This window comes from Pseudomonas sp. D1-1, from assembly GCF_051132225.1.
Lineage (GTDB): Bacteria > Pseudomonadota > Gammaproteobacteria > Pseudomonadales > Pseudomonadaceae > Aquipseudomonas.
The window spans coordinates 4,821,509-4,840,729 of the sequence record NZ_CP071676.1; the positions used below are offsets into that span (position 1 = coordinate 4,821,509).

At 61.0% G+C, this 19,221-nt stretch carries 11 protein-coding genes; 5 read left to right on the plus strand and 6 right to left on the minus strand.

Going from position 1 to position 19,221, the window contains the following annotated elements:
* Positions 1-91 precede the first annotated feature (91 nt).
* Positions 92-7,726 (minus strand): filamentous hemagglutinin N-terminal domain-containing protein, encoded by a 7,635-nt coding sequence (locus tag J3P86_RS21695; RefSeq protein WP_434698818.1) that lies wholly within the window; start codon positions 7,724-7,726, stop codon positions 92-94.
* Between the two features lie 301 nt (positions 7,727-8,027).
* On the opposite strand from J3P86_RS21695, the gene J3P86_RS21700 reads away from it, so the two are divergent.
* Together J3P86_RS21700 and J3P86_RS21705 are read left to right on the plus strand one after the other, a co-directional pair.
* Positions 8,028-8,432 (plus strand): DUF488 domain-containing protein, encoded by a 405-nt coding sequence (locus tag J3P86_RS21700; RefSeq protein WP_434698819.1) that lies wholly within the window; start codon positions 8,028-8,030, stop codon positions 8,430-8,432.
* Between the two features lie 207 nt (positions 8,433-8,639).
* Positions 8,640-10,142, plus strand: a complete 1,503-nt coding sequence (locus tag J3P86_RS21705; protein WP_434698820.1) for a hypothetical protein — start codon at positions 8,640-8,642, stop codon at positions 10,140-10,142.
* A 185-nt stretch (positions 10,143-10,327) separates the two neighbouring features.
* On the opposite strand, the gene J3P86_RS21710 is transcribed toward J3P86_RS21705, so the two are convergent.
* The gene (locus J3P86_RS21710; RefSeq protein ID WP_434698821.1) at positions 10,328-11,047 is read right to left on the minus strand and encodes a hypothetical protein; all 720 of its coding nucleotides are present in this window, start codon (positions 11,045-11,047) and stop codon (positions 10,328-10,330) included.
* Positions 11,048-11,082: 35 nt separating this feature from the next.
* A complete protein-coding gene (locus J3P86_RS21715; RefSeq protein WP_434628450.1) occupies positions 11,083-11,535 on the minus strand; it encodes a MarR family winged helix-turn-helix transcriptional regulator in 453 nt (150 codons plus the stop codon).
* 174 nt (positions 11,536-11,709) lie between these two features.
* Between J3P86_RS21715 and aceE the strand changes: the two genes are divergently transcribed.
* Positions 11,710-14,379 carry a pyruvate dehydrogenase (acetyl-transferring), homodimeric type gene (gene aceE / locus J3P86_RS21720; RefSeq protein WP_434698822.1) on the plus strand — a complete coding sequence of 890 codons (2,670 nt, stop codon included), beginning with the start codon at positions 11,710-11,712 and terminating at the stop codon, positions 14,377-14,379.
* A 286-nt stretch (positions 14,380-14,665) separates the two neighbouring features.
* Positions 14,666-15,715, plus strand: a complete 1,050-nt coding sequence (locus tag J3P86_RS21725; protein ID WP_434698823.1) for a hypothetical protein — start codon at positions 14,666-14,668, stop codon at positions 15,713-15,715.
* Positions 15,716-15,783: 68 nt separating this feature from the next.
* Here J3P86_RS21725 and J3P86_RS21730 read toward each other — a convergent pair whose 3' ends face one another.
* The gene (locus J3P86_RS21730; protein ID WP_434698824.1) at positions 15,784-16,497 is read right to left on the minus strand and encodes a FadR/GntR family transcriptional regulator; all 714 of its coding nucleotides are present in this window, start codon (positions 16,495-16,497) and stop codon (positions 15,784-15,786) included.
* A gap of 96 nt (positions 16,498-16,593) precedes the next feature.
* Here J3P86_RS21730 and J3P86_RS21735 point away from each other — a divergent pair, with 96 nt between their 5' ends.
* Positions 16,594-17,337, plus strand: a complete 744-nt coding sequence (locus J3P86_RS21735) for a FadR/GntR family transcriptional regulator (RefSeq protein ID WP_434571929.1) — start codon at positions 16,594-16,596, stop codon at positions 17,335-17,337.
* 258 nt (positions 17,338-17,595) lie between these two features.
* Here the strand turns inward: J3P86_RS21735 and J3P86_RS21740 are convergent, their stop codons facing one another.
* Together J3P86_RS21740 and J3P86_RS21745 are read right to left on the minus strand one after the other, a co-directional pair.
* On the minus strand, positions 17,596-18,318 hold the full coding sequence (locus J3P86_RS21740; protein WP_434696830.1) for an oligogalacturonate-specific porin KdgM family protein: 723 nt from the start codon (positions 18,316-18,318) through the stop codon (positions 17,596-17,598).
* A 130-nt stretch (positions 18,319-18,448) separates the two neighbouring features.
* Positions 18,449-19,216: an ABC transporter ATP-binding protein gene (locus J3P86_RS21745; RefSeq protein ID WP_434698825.1), complete on the minus strand. Its 768-nt coding sequence runs from the start codon at positions 19,214-19,216 to the stop codon at positions 18,449-18,451.
* Between the last annotated feature and the right edge of the window lie 5 nt (positions 19,217-19,221).

Here is a 19,221-nt window from a genome sequence, read left to right on the forward strand (position 1 = left end):
AATCTCGAAAAATTCGGCTTGCCTGAGCCCATGACCACGTCCGCGGACGTGGCCAGGGGGCTCCTTCAAATGAAAAGGTGGATGTCAGGGTTCAGGGACGCATGGCCAGGCTTGGCAAGCGCACACCGCCACGCACGACGAACACGGTCTGCGGCGGATAGGCCGCACACGCGCCGCCGGCGGATACCCCGCCGTCGGAGCAGACGTTCCCGGCCAGTTCCCGCTCGCTGGCGGTGTCCTCGGCCTGGGCGGCCGAATCGCTGTCGCCCGCATTGCCGTTCGCCCGAGTGTCGCCCTGGTCCACCAGCAGGAGACCGCCGTCCTCAACGCCGTAGTCAGACCAGTCAGCCGGTTTCGGCTGGGCCGGATCGAGCTCCGGGGCATGCGGCGAATTCTGCTGCGCGCCAACGCGGGTTGCATCGGCGACGCTCTGCCGGACGGCCTCATAGTCAATGGACGAGGTCACGGTGAGGTTGGCGTTGGCCGGATTGCTGACGATCAGGTAACCCAGGTCTGCCAGCCCACCGATGTTGATCAGGTGCGAGCCTGGGCCGGAAGTCCACACCGAGTACAGCGGGTTGCCGAGCATCTGCTTGGTGTCGCCGTTCCACAGACCGTTGGCGTCATAACCGCCGATACCGCCGCCGTCGAAGGTGGTGCTGCCGTCGAACACCTTGGTCTGGGTGGTCGTACCGTTGGTGGAAACCACCAGGGTCGGTTGCTCGCGGTACACGGCATGCACGCCGCTGTTGCCCAACGCCCTGCCGAAGTTGCTCTGCTGCTCGTCGCTGTTGTAGCGGAAATTGCCGCTGCCACTGCCGAGCACATCGACCATCCGGGTGCTACCGGCCAGGCTGCCGGTGTAGATCACCGCCCGACCACCAACGCCGGTGGACACGGTCACGCCGGCATTAGCCTTCACATCACCGCCCGCGGCCACGCCCGCCGAAGCCGATTGACCGGCGTTGAGCACGATCGCATCGGAAGCGTTACTGGTGGTGCTGACGTTCTCGGCCAGGGTGATGTTGCCGGTCGTCGTTACGACCTGGACCTTGCCGGTGTTGCCGATGCCGACGATCTGGTCCAGCTGGGTGCCGTCCAGTGCCGTCTCGGTCAACCTGCCGACGGTGACGTCGCTGCGGTTGACGAAGTTGACGTCCTTCGCTCGGCTGGCGATATCGCCGACCCAGTTGCTGGCATTGCGCAGGTCGAAATCACCACCCTTGAGGGCCAGGCCGTCGGCGGTGATGTTGCCGTTGCCGTCCTGGGTGGTCTTGCCGCCGATGTTGAGGAACACGTTGCCGCTGGTGGCGAGCTCCTCGTTGATCGCCAGATCGCCGTCGGTGCCGATGCTGACGTCGCCGGTGTTATTCACGCCGGTGGTGGTCTTGACCACGTTGCCGTTGCCATCGGTTTCGGTCAGCGTGCCGACCTTCAGGTTGCCGGTGTTGTTGAAGGCGACCTTGCCCGCCTCGCTGGCGATGTCGCCCACGATGTTGCCGTTGTTGCGCAACTCGAAGTCGCCGCCGTTAAGCGCCAGGCCATCGGCAGTGATATTGCCGTTGCCGTCCTGGGTGGTCTTGCCGCCGATGTTCAGGAACACATTGCCGCTGGTCACCAGCCCTTCATTGATCGCCAGATCACCTTGGGTACCGATGCTCACGTCGCCAGTGTTGTTCACGCCAGTCGTGGTCTTGACCACGTTGCCGCCGCCATCGGTTTCAGTCAGCGTGCCGACCTTCAGGTTGCCGGTGTTGTTGAACGCAACCTTGCCCGCCTCGCTGGCGATATCACCCACTACGTTGCCGTTGTTGCGCAACTCGAAGTCGCCGCCGTTAAGGGCCAAGCCGTCAGCGGTGATGTTGCCGTTGCTGTCCTGAGTGGTTTTGCCATCGACATTCAGGAACACGTTGCCGCTGGTCACCAGCCCTTCGTTAATCGCCAGATCACCTTGGGTACCGATGCTCACATCGCCAGTGTTGTTCACGCCAGTCGTGGTCTTGACCACGTTGCCGTTGCCGTCGGTTTCAGTCAGCGTGCCGACCTTCAGGTTGCCGGTGTTGTTGAACGCAACCTTGCCCGCCTCACTGGCGATATCACCGACCACGTTGCCGTTGTTGCGCAACTCGAAGTCGCCGCCGTTGAGGGCCAGGCCACCAGCGGTGATATTGCCGTTGGCATCCTGAGTGGTCTTGCCGTCGACGTTGAGGAACACGTTGCCGCTGGTCGCCAGCCCTTCGTTGATCGCCAGGTTGCCGTCGGTGCCGATGCTGACGTCGCCGCTGTTGTCCACGCCGGTGGTGGTCTTGATTACGTTGCCGTTGCCGTCGGTTTCAGTCAGCGTGCCGACCTTCAGGTTGCCGGTGTTGTTGAACGCAACCTTGCCCGCCTCACTGGCGATATCACCGACCACGTTGCCGTTGTTGCGCAACTCAAAATCGCCATCGTTAAGCGCGAGACCGTCGGCGGTGATGTTGCCGTTGGCATCCTGTGTGGTCTTGCCAGCGACGTTGAGGAACACATTGCCGCTGGTGGCGAGCCCTTCGTTGATCGCCAGATCGCCTTGGGTACCGATGCTCACGTCGCCAGTGTTGTTCACGCCAGTCGTGGTCTTGACCACGTTGCCGTTGCCGTCGGTTTCAGTCAGCGTGCCGACCTTCAGGTTGCCGGTGTTGTTGAACGCAACCTTGCCCGCCTCGCTGGCGATATCACCCACTACGTTGCCGTTGTTGCGCAACTCGAAATCGCCGCCGTTAAGCGCCAGGCCATCGGCAGTGATATTGCCGTTGCCGTCCTGGGTGGTCTTGCCGCCGATGTTCAGGAACACATTGCCGCTGGTGGCCAGCCCTTCATTGATCGCCAGATCACCTTGGGTACCGATGCTCACGTCGCCAGTGTTGTTCACGCCGGTGGTGGTCTTGACCAGGTTGCCATTGCCATCGGTTTCAGTCAGCGTGCCGACCTTCAGGCTGCCGGTGTTGTTAAACGCAACCTTGCCCGCCTCACTGGCGATATCACCGACCACGTTGCCGTTGTTGCGCAACTCGAAATCGCCGCCGTTAAGCGCGAGACCGTCGGCGGTGATGTTGCCGTTGGCATCCTGGGTGGTCTTGCCGCCGATGTTCAGGAACACATTGCCGCTGGTCACCAGCCCTTCATTGATCGCCAGATCACCTTGGGTACCGATGCTCACATCGCCAGTGTTGTTCACGCCAGTCGTGGTCTTGACCACGTTGCCGCTGCCGTCGGTTTCAGTCAGCGTGCCGACCTTCAGGTTGCCGGTGTTGTTGAAGGCGACCTTGCCCGCCTCGCTGGCGATATCGCCCACTACGTTGCCGTTGTTGCGCAACTCGAAGTCGCCGCCGTTGAGGGCGAGGCCGTCGGCACTGATGTTGCCGTTGCTGTCCTGCGTGGTCTTTCCGTCGACGTTGAGGAACACGTTGCCGCTGGTGGCGAGCACTTCGTTGATTGCCAGATTGCCTTGGGTGCCGATGCTGACATCACCCGTGTTGTTCACGCCGGTGAGGCTGGTTTGCGTGCCGTCGGCATGGGTCGCGGTCAGCGTGCCCACCTTGAGGTCGCCGCTGTTGTTGAAGCGGACTTTGCCCGCCTCGCTGGCGATATCGCCGATCAGGTTGCCCGAATTGTTCAACGCGTAGTTGCCGCCCAGCAGCACCAGGCCACTGGCATCCAGCTTGGCCCCGACGTCGCTGGACTGGGTGGTGTTGCCCCCTACTTCCAGAGTGATGATGTCGTCGGCACGGGTTTCGCCATTGTTGGCGTCATCCCGTGGGCCGTTTTCGATGGTGATGCCTTTGGCCAGCGTCAGGTCGTGATCGGTTTTCAGGGTGACCGCCTCATCGGAGGTAATCCCCACGGTACCGTCCACGACGCCCACCGTCAGGTCGCCGTTGCCGGCGAATTTCAGGCTGCCGACATCGGCGGCGATGACGCTCACGTCATGCCCGCCCTTGCCCAGGTTGAAGTCACCTTCGCCGCGCAAGGCCAGTTCGTCCGCAGTGATGGTCGCGCCAGTTGCCTGGGTCGCGCCTTTGCCCGCGTCGACGCTAAGGGTCAGGCCCTTGCCGGTGGCGCCGTCTTCATCGTTGCCTTCGGGGTCCTTGAGCGCCAGATTGCCCAGCAGGTCCAGGACGCCGTTGGCGACCAGGGCCAGGTCGTCCTTGAAGGTCGCGCCTTCATCGTCGACGGTGATGTTGCGCGTCTTGTCGTTACCGATGACGACCTTGTCGAAGCCATCCTGGATATTGGCCAGGTCGGCGTCAGACAGCACCAGCGGATCGTTAGGCCCGGTGACTTCAGGATCGTCGCTGCCGCCCAGGTGGATATCCAACCCATCGGTCTTCTGCTGCAGGGTGAGGCTGCCGCCACCGGCGACGCTCGCGGCGAGATCGATTTCGTCGGCGGTCAGGCTCGTATCGCCCTGGGTGACCAAGGCCTGGCCGACGGTGAGGGTGTCGGAGACAAGGTTCAGGTCACCGGTCTGGGTCATGCCGGCAACCGTTACGCCTTGCGGGTTTGCCGGAGTCTGGCTGTCGGGAATGGTCACAACGCCAACGGTCAGGTCATCGACATCGGCAAAGCTGACCGTGCCGGTGTTGCTGGCGATGGTATTGACGTCGTTGCCGGCGTTGTCCAGGTCATGCACGGCACTGTTACCCAACAGCACCAGGCCATCGGCAATAATGGCGCCGCCAGCGGTCTGGTCGATCTTGCCGCCATTGCTTTGCAACGCCAGGACCGGAGCCGGTTTGCTGTCGTCGTTACCGGTGCCCGGTGCATCCGCCACGGTCAGTTGGTCATTGATGTGGATATTGCCGGTACCGGCATCGAGGATCAGGCTGTCGTTGAAGCGGGTTTGCTCGATGACGTTGATGTCACCGGTCATGTCCGCGCCACCGATCTTGACGGAAGTGAACCCGTCGCTCAGCGCGCCGATGTCGGTGCCGGTCAGCTCCAACGCTCCGGGGGCATCGCCGGTGCTGCCGCCCACGGCAATGTTCTTGTTCGGGGTGTTGGTTTCAAGGGTGATGCTGCCGTTGCCGGTGACGCTGCCAACCCCACCGTTGAAGTTGATATCGTCCGCCTTGATGGCCAGGTTGTTATCGGTGCTGTTGAGGCTGCCGTTGAACGTGATCGAACTGCCCTGCAGGCCCTTGCTGCCCGAGGTGTTGGTCTTGATGTTGTCGACGTACAGCGAGCCACCGACCTGCTTGCCGGCGGTCTGGTCGAAGCTGCCGGAAACGAAGACGAACTTGTATGTGCCGGCCCTATCAGCCGTTGCCGTGCGGGTTTGCCAATTCACCGCGCCGGTACCGTTACCCGTTTCGTTCAGGATGATCTGGTATTCGCCGGTGTTGACGTTCAACAGATAGCCGAAGACATCGTAGGTGTCACCGCCAGCGACCGGTTTGTAATCAAAACTGACCGCTTCCCCTGCCGCCAGCGAAACCGTGCCCTCGCTCACGACCGAAGGGCCGCGCATGATGCAACCGGCGGGCGCGTTGAGGCAGTTGGAATTGTTCTCGGTACCCAGCAGCAGCGCAGCGCCGCCGTCCTTGCCCTGGCCAGCGGCGGCAACCGGGGTGAGCGGTTTGTAGTTCATGTCGCCCTGGTCGCCAGGCGAAACACTCGGCGCATTGCCGTTGGTTGGCGAGGTGGTCGGGAGCGTCGGGTCATCTGGCGATACCACGCCGTCGACCACGGTGACGCCGGTGAAGAACTGGGCGATGGACGTCTGCCAGCCGACCAGGCCGTTTTCGAAGTCGGCGTTCAGGAACTGCGAAGTGCCCAGCTCGACGGCGCCGGTGTAGACCTGCTCGCCGCTGGTGAAGACTTTCGCGCCGTTGATATAGGTTTTGCCGGCGCCGCTGGTGGTCGCGTACAGCGAGCCCAACGCGCTGTTACCGCCGACCATGTCACTGAAGATGATCGAACCTGAACCGGCATCGACACGCAGTTGGCGGTTGTTGGCCACCGCGTCGGAGTCCACCACGCCGGCAAACACGACATTGCCGCCGTTGCTCTTCAAGCTCACATCGGTGTTGAGCGCGATCTTGCCGTTGAGGATCAACGCGAGGCTGTTGCCATTGCCGGCGCCACTGGCGTCGATATCACCGTTGAGGAAAATATTGCCGAAGACGTAGCGGCCGGTTCCGCCGTCGTTGTGTCCGGACTGCAAGGTCAGCGTCCGCTCACCGCTGATGCTCGACGGGGTGTAGTCGCCATTCCAGTGGATGCTGTTGTCGGCCTTGATCGCCACGTCGGTGCCACCGGCCAGGGCCGTATCGATCGCGTTGAAGCCAACCGTGGCTTCTGTCCCGTTGGCGCCGCCGGTCAACCCTCCGTTACCCGGCCCCACCGTGACGCTGTCCGGGTCGAGCAACCACAAGCCGCCCTTGCCGTTTTTAGCCGAAGCATCGGCCGCCTTGCTCACCGCCAGCTTCGCACCGCTGGTCTCGATCTTGCCGCCGTCGCCGCCCTTGGCGCCGCCGGTGGCTTTCAGGGTGCCGTCCACGCGGGTCACGCTGCCCGCTTTCTTGACATCCGACCAGGCCACCACGGTACCGCCCTTGCCGTTGTCGGTGGCCGATGCGTCAAGCACGGCACCTGCGGCGATGGTGGTCTGGCTGGCCTGTTTGATCGACGGGTCCTTGCCTTGCCAACTGCCGCCCACATTGATTTCGCCGCCACCCTTGGCGCCGGTGGCGTCGAGCACGGCGCCTGCCTTGATCGCCACGCGCTCGCCAGTCACGACGATCTTGCCGCCCTTGGCGGTGTCGGAGGACACATCGATACGCCCAGCGACTTGCACATCGCCATGGTCCCCCATCAGCGTGACCAGGCCGTTTTCACCGATGTCCAGGGAGCGTGCTTCGATCAACCCGGTGTTGTTGATGACGGTGCTTGCGAGGGTTTCCGCCGCACGGGCGGTCAGCAGGATGCGGCCGGCATCGGCACGAATGGCGCCGCCGTTTTCGATCAACGCTTGAAGCGCGCCTTCTTTCACTTCCAGTTGCACCGGCCCGCCCAGGTCGAGCGTCACGACACTGCCGGCGCCGAGCAGGACATTGCCCTTGTGCGCGGTGATATTGCCTTCGTTGACGATTTTTGCGGCGATCAAGGCAATGGTGCCGCCCTGCGCTGCATTGATGTTGCCCTGGTTGACCACCGACGCGGCGCTTTTGCCACTGAAACGGTAGTTGCCTGCGAGAAAATCTTCGGTGCTCAAGTTGAGCGTGGAGGCCACCAGGCCGCCCACATCAACCTGTGCGCCGGGGGTAAACAGTACGCCGTTGGGGTTGACCAGGAACACCTGGCCGTTGGCTTTCAGCGCGCCCTGGATTACCGATACATCCGAGCCCAGCACACGGTTCAAGGCGACCGACGCCTTGCCAGGCTGGACGAATTCGACGGTGTTGCCTTTGCCGATGGAAAAGCCCTGCCAGTCGATCGCGAGCTTGTCGCTGCCCTGATGAATGGCCATGTTGTTGCCATTCTGCTGAATGTTGCCGTTACCCGCGACAATGTTCCCTCCGGTGGGTAACGCTCCCGCCGCCGCTACCGAGGCGAAAAGTCCGCCGCCCACGCCGATGACGAGGCTGAGCGAGGTACGGCTTTTGTCCTTGCCGTGGCTCTTGACCAACTCGGATGCCACCTGCCATGCGCCCATCACGGCATTCCAGACGACTCGGTAAACTCTGTTCATTTTTGTTCACTCATCCTTAATACGGCGGGCCGTGCCATGACGACCAGGCGGTTCGCTGTCGACAAATCAAATGGAAAACCGCCTCCGGACGGACGACGGCTCGAAAATCCCCACAGTGCTCCGCGCCATCATCTCTGCCGCCTGCGGAGCGCACCTTTGCTTGAGCGCCCGCGGCTTTTGATTGAAGGGATCGAGTGAACTTTTTTTCATAAAGGATGGGTAAAGTGCGGTGGAAGGAGGCTGGTCGCCTCGTCGTGGGCGACCTATGCTGACGCGGTCCCACTTCGACAGGCAGACGTTGATGATCCGATGCAAGCGCGCCTACGAAACCGCCAGTGCCGAGGACGGCGTGCGGGTTCTGGTTGATCGCCTGTGGCCGCGTAATTGCCGCAAGGATGCGCTGGCGATCGATACATGGCTGCCAGAAGTTGGGCCTTCTCATGAGTTGCGCAAGGCGTTCAAGGCGGGGGCGGTTTCGTTTGCCGAGTTCGATGTGGCGTATCGACAAGAGCTGGCGGCCCGGCCGGAACATTGGTGGAAGTTGGTGGATATCGCGAGGGACGGGAAGCTGACGTTGATCTATGCGGCCAAGTCGCCGGTTGAGAATAATGCAGTGGTGTTGGCGCGGTGGCTGGAGGACGAGATGGAGAAGCGGGCGGATTCGAGTTCGCCGGTTTGTTATCTGGGGGAGTTTCCGGAGCTTTGAGTCACTGAACTACCTGTGGGAGCGAGCCTGCTCGCGAAGGCGGTGGTACATCCAACACCTTTGCAAGCTGACACACCGCTTTCGCGAGCAGGCTCGCTCCCACAGTAGTCTGTACCCGACCAATCAATCAAAATCGGCTTATTGGTTTGCTTGAGGTTGGTGGTGTGCAGCTGGGATACGCAGAGAAACCACAAGGAAACAGGCGTGATGGCAGCTCGTTTTGATCCATTGGTTCATATCGATTGGAAAACACCGGGCAGCGACTTGCTCGGGCTGTTGCAGCATTACTATCCCGACGTCGGTGTGTTTGCCGGCCCGGAATTCGAGGCGTTGTTGGATGAGCTGTCCAACGAGATGCCCGAGGTCTGCTTCGAGGCGTTGGCACCGGTGTTGGCGGGTCAGGGTTATGACTTGTGGAACCTGGATGCCGGTGGCGACGACTATCGGCCGGTGATTTTTCCTTCCGATCAGCGTGAGACGTTTGCCCAGCATTGGCAAAGCCCTCGCGGGGAGCCCAGCTTCACGGCGACGTTGATCGAGCCACCTGCGGTAAAAGCGCGCAAACCGGCCAAACCCAAGCGCGGCAAAGTCAAGTGGTTGCAGGAAGTCCATGACTATCCAGGCCCCACCTATGTGCATGAATACAACTACCGCAACGGCTGGGCCGCGATTACCGAGCAGGACGAAGACCGTTGGCTGTGCTTTCTGATCGACTACAACCAATGGCCGCCTGCCGAACAGGAGATGCTCGAACAGCGCGCTGACGGCGTGGACGGCGCCGATCTGCGGCTGATCGACGCCAACGCCCAGCGCAGCCTGTGGAGGCGCCAGGTCAAACACGGCGATTACAGTGCGGATGATCGGTTCAAATACGAGGTCCTCCGGGGCGACGTCATCGAAGAGTTCGGCCCTGCCGGAATGCAATGGCAAGCATTCGAAGAGCCTTGTGTCGTGGTGGACGAGGAGATTTTCGAACGTCAGCGCATTTACCAGCCCGAGCATCTGACGCGAATCTGGCGGATCACGGCGGACAGCAGCGAGGTGATCTTCGAGGATTCGGAGGAGCTGACAATCCTGCCCATCGGCCCCCGTCGCTTGCTGTTCATGCAGCACAACGGCAAGCGCTGCTGGGTCTGGAACCTGGACCCGCCGCACCGGGCCGTCCCCGCCAAACCGATGCCAGCCGAAGCCTACAAGCTGCGGCCAGCCACGGCGTATCTGGGCGGTGACGAGATTTTGCTGTTCAGCGAAGGCGCGCGGCAGAACCTCGAGCACGCGGGGTATCAGGAGACAGTGTTGCTGGCGTGGCGCTTCAACTTCATCACCGGCGCCAAGACCCAGGCGACGCTGGACGGCTTCGGAAGTGAGCTGCGCCAGGACACCCGCCTGCTGGTCACCCAGCCCAAGCAGGTGATCACGTTGCGCACGTTTCATGGCCAACTTCACGTCGCGCGTGGGCATGGCGACTGGTGGGTGTGGAGCTACCGCGCCAACACTTTCGGCACACACACGCTGGCGTGGTTCTGGAACCAACGGAGCAACCAGGTGCTGAAGCTGACGTCCAAGGACCTGCCGCGGATCAAGCCGGAGATTCGTTATGTGCCGGCGCAGGATCGGTATCTGGCGTTCGAGACGGAGTTTGTGGCGCGCTTGCCGGTATTCAGCGACATGGTCGAGGCCAAGGGTTGCGAAGTGTTGAGCTTCGAGTGAGCCACCGCAGCCGCACCGCGATCCGTTGAACCACTCTATTCCCGTGGCGAGGGAGCTTGCTCCCGCTCGGCTGCGCAGCAGTCGCAAACCTGCCAACTTTTTTTTTCTGAAACACCGCCAGGGGGCTGCTGCGCACCCCAGCGGGAGCAAGCTCCCTCGCCACGGGTAACGGTAATCATGCCGGATCAGCTTTTGCCCACCACTACCGCACCGCCTCCCCCCTGTGGATAAACATCACTGACATTTAGCGATAACTGCGCAGCCACTTCGTAGCCATCGGCCTTGGTGAAGTTCAACTGGAATTCCTGGTACGCGGGGCCCTTGGTCCAGCGGTTGACTTGCAGGTCCTGATACCGGGAGCTTTCTCCCGGCGCAAGCTGGCCGAACTGTGGATAACCCGCGTCGGCAAAAATCCTGTCTGCGTCGAACCAGTCCAGTTCTTTTCCGAGACTCACCGCGGGTCCCACCGCCGCCCACGCCTCTGGCGTGACTTTCTGGCCAACGTCGAGGAAGAGCACTTTGCTCTCTTTCGCAGCGATCAGGAATGGCAAGGTCATCGGCATTCCCGTGGAATCGAGCAGCTTGGATTTCATGCCGATGTACTGCCCGCCGCCCTCCTCCCGGCGCTCCCATATTCGCCAGTCAATGACGCTTTCCGGATTGAAGCTGTTGTTGGTGAGGATGATCTTGTAACGCTGTTTGAAGAGTACCGGGAAGTCGGCGTGGGGCTTGAAGAACGAGATTTTGTCGTGTTCAGCACCGACACGGACAATGATCGGTGTCTTGCGACTGGCGATGCCGTCCTGGTATTGCTGGTAGCTGAAGTAGGCGGACGCGATGGAGACGACCAAGGCGAGTGTTGCAATGACATCCGTTCGGGTGAGGGTCTTGAACCATTTGATCATGGGTGGCTTATCCGGCACTGAGTGGAGTCCATCGACTATTTCCCTCGACCACTGCTGCGCGCCGCTGTGGCCGCGCGCTCCAACGCTTCGCTGAAGACTCGCTGCTGGTCGTCGTCGAACTGCGCCAGGAACAATTCGTCCACCGCCTCTTCGTAGATTTTCCACATTTTCTTGCGCAGCACTTTCCCGCTCTCGGTGATGGCGGCGTACGCACCTCGGCCGTCATCACTGGCGCGGCTGCGGGTGACCAGGCCTTCCGCCTCCAGGCGGTCCACCAGGCGGGTGAGGTTGTAGCGCTCGATGGCCATGACATCGGCCAGTTCGCTCATCCGCCGGGCGCCGTCGGGGCCGCTTTCAAGGCCCCATAACGCGTCGTACCAGGCGTAGGCCGGCAGCCCGGCGGACGCCAGCCGACGCTCGATTTCGCGGATCAGGCAACGGTGGGCCCTGACGAATCTGAACCAGGTATCCGGCTCGCTGGATGACATGCAGCACCTTTCTCAAGAAATCGATTTAGTTGCAATTGTAGCGCGCGGCAGGCTAAGTTCTCGCACGTAGTTGCAAGTGCAACTACAAAATTCTCGAAGGTTGGCGTCGACCCACGCCCCTTAGTCAGGCACCAAACGACTCGGTGCTGCTGCACTGTCCAGGAGACGACAACGATGGCACAACAATCCATGTTTCTCGACGAGGATCCACAAGAGACTCGCGAATGGCTCGAATCCATTGAATCGGTGGCGAGTGTCGAAGGGCGCTCTCGTGCCCACTACCTGATCGATCAGATGCTTGATTTCGACGCCAACCGCCACGGTGATTTCTACGGGCGCGTGACGACGCCCTACGTCAATACCATCCCGGCCGACCGCCAGCAGCCCTACCCCGGCGACCTGGCCGTGGAGCGCCGGATCAATGCCTATATCCGCTGGAACGCGCTGGCCATGGTGCTGCGCGCCGGCAAACATTCGAACGTCGGCGGGCACATCGCCTCCTACGCGTCGGCGGCGGTTTTGTATGACGTTGGCTTCGAGCATTTTTTCCGTGGTCGCACCGAGCAGTTCGCCGGTGACATGGTGTACATCCAGGGCCATTCGTCACCGGGCATCTATGCACGCGCCTATCTGGAAGGACGCCTGAGCGAAGAACAGTTGGATAACTTTCGCCGCGAGACCGACCGCGACGGCGTTTCGTCCTATCCGCATCCACGGCTGATGCCTGACTTCTGGCAGTTCCCGACGGTGTCCATGGGGCTGGGCCCTATTACGGCCGCGTATCAGGCCCGGTTCATGCGCTACCTGGAAGATCGCGGCCTGAAGGAGCACCAGGGCCGCAAGGTCTGGGCGTTTCTCGGCGATGGTGAAATGGACCAGCCGGAATCCCTGGCGGCGATTTCCCTGGCGGGCCGGGAGAAGCTCGACAACATCATCTTTGTCGTCAACTGCAACCTGCAACGCCTGGACGGCCCGGTGCGTGGCAACAGCAAGGTGATCCAGGAATTCGAAAGCCTGTACCGGGCGGCCGGCTGGAATGTGATCAAGGTGATCTGGGGCAGCGGCTGGGATGCCCTGCTCGAGAAGGACAAGAGCGGCCTGCTGCGCCAGCGGATGATGGAGTGCGTGGACGGCGATTATCAGAACTACAAATCCCAGAACGGCGCCTATGTGCGCGAGCACTTCTTCGGCAAGTATCCAGAGCTGCTGGAGCTGGTCAGCGACCTGAGCGACGACGATATCTGGAAGCTGTCTCGCGGCGGCCACGACCCGGAAAAAGTCCACAACGCCTATGCCGCTGCCATGCGTCACACCGGCGGGCCGACCGTGATCCTGGCCAAGACCGTGAAGGGTTTCGGCATGGGCGAAGCCGGTGAAGGCCAGAACATCAACCACCAGCTCAAGAAAATGGGTGACAACGCGGTCAAGGCGTTCCGTGATCGGTTCGGTCTGGAACTCAGCGATGACCAGCTGGGCGACATGCCTTACCTCAAGCCGGCCGCGGACAGCGTCGAGGCGATGTACCTGCAAGCCAGGCGCAGCCAGTTGGGCGGCTATATCCCGGCCCGTTTTAATGCCGTGGCGCCATTACAGGTCCCGCCCTTGTCGGCGCTGGATACACAACTCAAGGGCACTGGCGAACGGGCGATCTCTACCACCATGGCGTTCGTGCGCATCCTCGGCACACTGCTCAAGGATCCGAATATCGGCAAGCTGATCGTGCCCATTGTCCCGGACGAATCACGGACCTTCGGCATGGAAAGCCTGTTCCGCCAGATCGGTATCCATTCCCATGTCGGCCAGCTGTATACGCCGCAAGACGCCGGCCAGTTGAGCTATTACAAGGAAGCCCGAGACGGCCAGATCATGCAGGAGGGGCTGAACGAGTCCGGCGGGATTTCTTCATGGATCGCCGCGAGTACGTCCTACAGCACCCACGGCGTGATGACGGTGCCCTTCTACATCTTTTATTCGATGTTCGGCTTCCAGCGCGTCGGCGACCTCGCCTGGGCCGCCGGTGACGCCCGGGCTCGCGGCTTCCTGCTCGGCGCCACCTCCGGCAGGACCACGCTGATGGGCGAAGGCCTGCAACATGACGACGGCCACAGCCATGTGCTGTCCTCGACCATCCCCTGCTGCGTGTCCTACGACCCGACCTACGCCTATGAATTGGCCGTGATCATCCAGGACGGCATGCGGCGGATGTATGCCGAAAACGAAGACATCTTCTATTACATCACCGTACTCAACGAAAACTACGCCCACCCTGCAATGCCCGAAGGTGTCGAGCAAGGCATTCTCAAGGGCATGTACCGGCTCTCGGCGCCTGAAAAGCCTGTCGAAGGCAAGCATGTCCAACTGATGGGCTGCGGTTCGATTCTTCAGGAAGTGGTCGCGGCGGCGCAGTTGCTGGAACAGGACTTTGGCGTCAGCAGCGAAGTCTGGAGCGTAACCAGCCTGACCGAACTGCGTCGCGACGGCCAGGAAGCCGAACGCTGGAACCTGCTGCATCCCGAGCACGCGCCGCGTATCGGTTATGTGGAAAGTTGCCTGCAGGACAAACAGGGGCCGGTGGTGGTCGCGACTGACTATATGAAGATATTCGCCGACCAGATCCGCCCGTTCGCACCCAATCGACGCTTCGTAGCCCTCGGCACCGACGGTTTCGGCCAATCGGATACCCGTGAGTCATTGCGCAGGTTTTTCGAAGTGGATCGTCACTTCATCGCACTGGCGGCGTTGAAGGCCTTGGCCGATGACGGGAAAATCCCAAGGGAAAAAGTAACCGAGGCGATCAGGCTCTATGGTATTGATCCGCAGAAGCAGAACCCTGCGAAGGTTTGATCTCCACGAGAGACCTGCGGGAGCGAGCTTGCTCGCTCCACGGTTTGCTGCATTCAGTTTTGGAATTATGAACCACCCCGCAGCGTGCTCTCCAACGGAACGGTAGATTCCTGAGCCTCGAGGATGACCATGATGAACGCATATCAGCGATACTGATGGCATGCTGGAGTGTTGTTTCAATTGCGGAAAAGAAGAGGGTATTGCCTGCAGTCCAGCGGCAGGTGATGGACGCAATAGTGGCATTTTAGTAGCATTCGCCACTTTATCGATCCTTCAAGGATGACCTATGCTCGCCCTGCCTCGCTGTCCTACCCCGTTGCTAGCATTGTCCGCGTTGTTTGTATTGCTCGGCGGTTGCAGCGTCAATGGCAGTTACCCCGATGCCATCGAACCGGACGCCGCCAAGTTGAGGTTCGTCGCCAATACCAGCAACGCCACGCTGGACTATTTCGACGCGGCCCATTGCGACGGACAAACCACGGGCATCCTCAACAATATGCTGTTGAGCGATACCGCGCGGCGGGTGGGGATGAGCGTTCCGGCGCCCAAGGATGCCAGGGGTTATCTGGAGGTCAAGCTCAAGCCCGGTGAGCAGATTCACCTGCGCACCAACATGAACAGCGGTTATGCCGTGTGTGGCAAGGGCTTCAACTTTACACCCGAGGCCAATGCCGAGTACGAGGTGACGTTCAAGTCCGAGAAGAACTTCTGCCTGACTCAGTTGCAACGTTTGCAAAGGGTCGACGGCAAGGACGTGCGCACACCGATCCCGATCCTGAAAAAAGACTTTCCCGCCTGCTCCGGCCGCAATGCGCTGTTCCCCAAGACCTACCCGGACACACCCCATCGCCTGGAATTGATGAGCCGGGTCATCGATAAAAGCCTGGTCGTCACGGTGAAGACGGATCCGGCCAAGGAAAAAGTCGAAAGTTATCCGCCAGAGAAACTGGACACCCTGATCAGCGAACGCAAGGCCAAGCTCGGTTTCGACCTGCCAGCTGACTACTGGACGCTGTACCGGGAAAATCTGAAGACGTTTGGCGATGACATGGCGCAGAACAAGACGCACTCGATGGAACGTTTCAAGGAGGAATACCAGACGCGTCTACGACAGCTGAAGGACGAGCAGTTGGAGCAATGGGCGTTACCCAAAACCGCCAATGCCAAGCCGGAGAAAGCCGAGATCGACCTGGACGTTGCGATGATGGTGGAGTACTTCCGGATCGGGAATGGGGTGACGGTCGAAGCGGTAACTCGTCACCTGGAAAGGATGGCGCAGATGGACGAGCATTACGGGGTATGTGCGCGGTTTGCGGAGTGCTGGAAGCGCAATTAGCAAGAGGATGGGCCGCCGCCTTCGCGAGCAAGCCCGCCCGCCCGCCCCCGCAGGGTCTGTGGTGCGAATTATTGCTTCGCCAGTTCTACCGCGCCTCGGACCCGCTGCTGCATGTTGATCAGATGCAACCGCATCGACGCCCGCGCCGCTTCGCCGTCCCGTCGCGCCAATGCCGCGTAGATCTGCTCGCGTTCACGCACCACCAATGCTCGATTTTCAGTTGCCATCGCTGGCACCGCCTGCTGGACCACGGCGATCAGGGTATTGCCGACGTGCGCCATCGCGTCGATAAAAAAGTTGTTGCCGGTGCATTGGGCAATCTGCCGATGAAATTCGAAATCCGTCCGGGCGCTGTTGTCGTCCGTTGCGTCGACGGCATTCGCCGCATCCAGCGCTTCGCGCATTGCCAGCAACTGCTCCGGCGTGGCGCGTTGCGCAGCGATGCCGGCCGCTTCCACTTCCAGGCTCAGGCGCAGTTCGATGACGGCCAGCGCGTCATGGGCGCCGCCCTTGATGTGCTTGCCGCCCTGGAAATCACCCGGGCGCGCGGTGTCGACGACGAAGGTGCCGATGCCATGGCGCGTCTCGACCAAGCCTTCGGCCTGGAGCCGCGACATGGCTTCGCGGACCACGGTCCGACTGACGCCACGCTCTTTGATGATCACCTGTTCGGTCGGTAGTTTGCTGCCCGCCGGCAGCTCGCCTGCGAGTATCTGCTGCGTCAGGTCGACCACCAGTTGCTGAGTCATGCTCAGGCGTCGATCGGTTGTGACACGCTCCATTGCACCTATCCATCAAGCCAGACGATCGCGGCATTATAGCCGCGACCTTGGGCCAAAACTCACTATAATGCCCGCTGATCACACTAGAGCACGCCGATGACGGACCAAGCGTTATCTCCATTGAACAAGCCGCGCCGCCTCGCCGAAACACTGGTCGACCGTTTTGCCCAGCGCATGCGCGACGGCATTCTGAAATGCGGCGAAAAGCTCCCCACCGAAGTGCACATCATGGAAGCCGAGGGCGTCAGCCGTTCGGTGGTGCGCGAGGCGCTGTCGCGCCTGCAGGCGGCGGGGTTGGTCGAGACCCGCCATGGCGTCGGTACGTTTGTCCTGGATATGCCGGCACCGGAGGGGTTCACCCTCGGGCCGGCGACGATTGCGACGTTGTCGGACGTACTCAATTTGCTGGAGTTTCGCCTGAGCCTGGAAGTGCAGGCCGCCGGCATGGCCGCCGAACGCGCCACGCCCGAAGCCCTGGCCGAACTGGCCCAGGCGCTGGAGGCGTTGCTGCAAGGGCCGGAAAAATCCGGCACCACGATCAACGCCGATTTCCAGTTCCATCTGAAAATCGCCAAGGCGGCCGGCAATTACTACCTGATCGACATCATGAAGCACCTGGGTACAAAGCTGATCCCGCGCACCCGGATGAACTCCGCCTACTCCGGGCAAAGTGATCGCAGCGCCTACCTGCAGGGGATCAACGCCGAACACCAGCAAATTTTCGATGCCATCGCCAGCCGCAATGCCGACGCGGCGCGGGCGGCCATGTACCTGCACTTGAGCAACAGCCGCATGCGCCTGTGTGAAACCCAACAACGCCAGGCGTTCTACAACGAATAACCTTTGTTCCCTGTGGGAGCGAGCCTGCTCGCGAAGACGGTGGCACATTCAATGCTGATGCAAGCGGGCCCACCGCTTTCGCGAGCAGGCTCGCTCCCACCCTGATCTCCAGTGTTCATTGCATTTACATACACAACAAAGCCCCTGTGGGAGCGAGCTTGCTCGCGAAGGCGGCAGCACATCCAACATCACCGCCCCAGACAGACCGCTATCGCGAGCAAGCTCGCTCCCACAAGTTGATCCCGGTGATCTCGCGACTCAGAAAAAGTTGTATTGAATACCCACCCGCAAGCGCAACTGCCGATCGCTGTCCACCGAATTGACCTTGATGTCACCGACCTCAAAGAACGGTGCCCAACGCTTATCCCACTTGTACTTGACCACGGCATTCTGCTCATAGTCGTCAGTACCGCCGTTGTAACGAATGTAATCGGCATCGAAGTAAGTCAGTTGGTATTCATAGGCCCACGGCCCCTGGTTCGCATAGTTGATGTAGACGTCGTAGCGATGGATCGTCTGGTCGTCCTGGCCATTGTCCGGCACGTCGTGATCCACCTTGTCGCGGTCCAGTTTGCTGGCGTCGTAACGGTAACGCCCGGCGATGCTCAGTTCCTTGGTGATCTTGTAGCCCAGGCGCAAGCCCATCTTGTAGGTGGTGGACTCCTCGTCGCTTTCCATGGCGAACGAAGGCGTCAGCGTCCAGCGGTCGTCGATCTTGTGCTGGTAGTTGACGGTGAACTCATGGCCGCTGCCGACAGTGTTGTCGAAGGCGACATCTTCCCGATCCCCGGCGGTCTTGTATTTGAGTTCGCCTTCCAGGCCCACACCGTTATCCAGCCTGATGCCGAACTTGGCGCGGTCGGCGTGCATGCGGGTCTTTTCGGCGTATTGATGGCGAACGTTTATGTAACCGGTATCGGCCTGAACGACAAACGAAGTGAACAATGAAGCGATCGACAAAACGGTGAATATCTTTTTCATGTTTTTTATTCTTGTTGGTTGAAATCAATAGTTGGGGTGAACGTCAAATCGCAGGCGAGCGCGTGCGCGCATTGAAACTTGCGGTTCAACGTGTGCTGCGGTTTAAAACAGTTACAGCGGCTTGGTTACTTCATACGGCGATGGGTATTCGCTGTATGTCGCGACTGGCTTGCACCAGCAAACGGGTGTACTCGTGGGCGGCGCCATCGCTCGCCAGCAGCTGGCTGTCGAGGGTTTCCACCACCCGGCCCTGTTGCATCACCGCCAGCCGATCACACAAGTGCGCAACGACGGCGAGGTCGTGGGTCACCATCAGGTAGGTCAGACCTTCCTGACGACGCAGATCAGCCAGCAGATTGAGAATTTCCGCCTGCACCGAGACGTCCAGTGCCGAGGTTGGCTCGTCCAGCAGCAATACCCGCGGCCGCAGGATCAGCGCCCGGGCAATCGCCACGCGCTGGCGCTGGCCGCCGGACAATTGATGCGGATAACGAAAGCGGAAGCTGTCGTTCAAGCCGACCTTGCGCAGGATCTCGCTGACCTTTTGCCCGCGCCCGTCGATGCCGTGGATGCGCAGCGGTTCCTGCAACGCGGCGTCGATGGTGTAGCGCGGATGCAATGAAGCGTAGGGATCCTGGAAAACCATCTGCACGGTGCGGTAGTGGTCCAGCGGCAGCTTGCGCGTCACCGCCCTCCCGGCGATTTGCAACCGTCCCGTCCAGTGCTGGTACTGTCCGGCCAGGCAACGCAGCACGGTGGTCTTGCCCGAACCGGACTCCCCCACCAGGCCGAATGCCTCGCCTTCGCCAACGCTCAGGTCGACGTCGTGCAACACCGCGTTCAGTGCCGCACCGGTGCCGAAACTGAGGTTCAGGCCGGCGATTTCGATCATGTTCATGACAG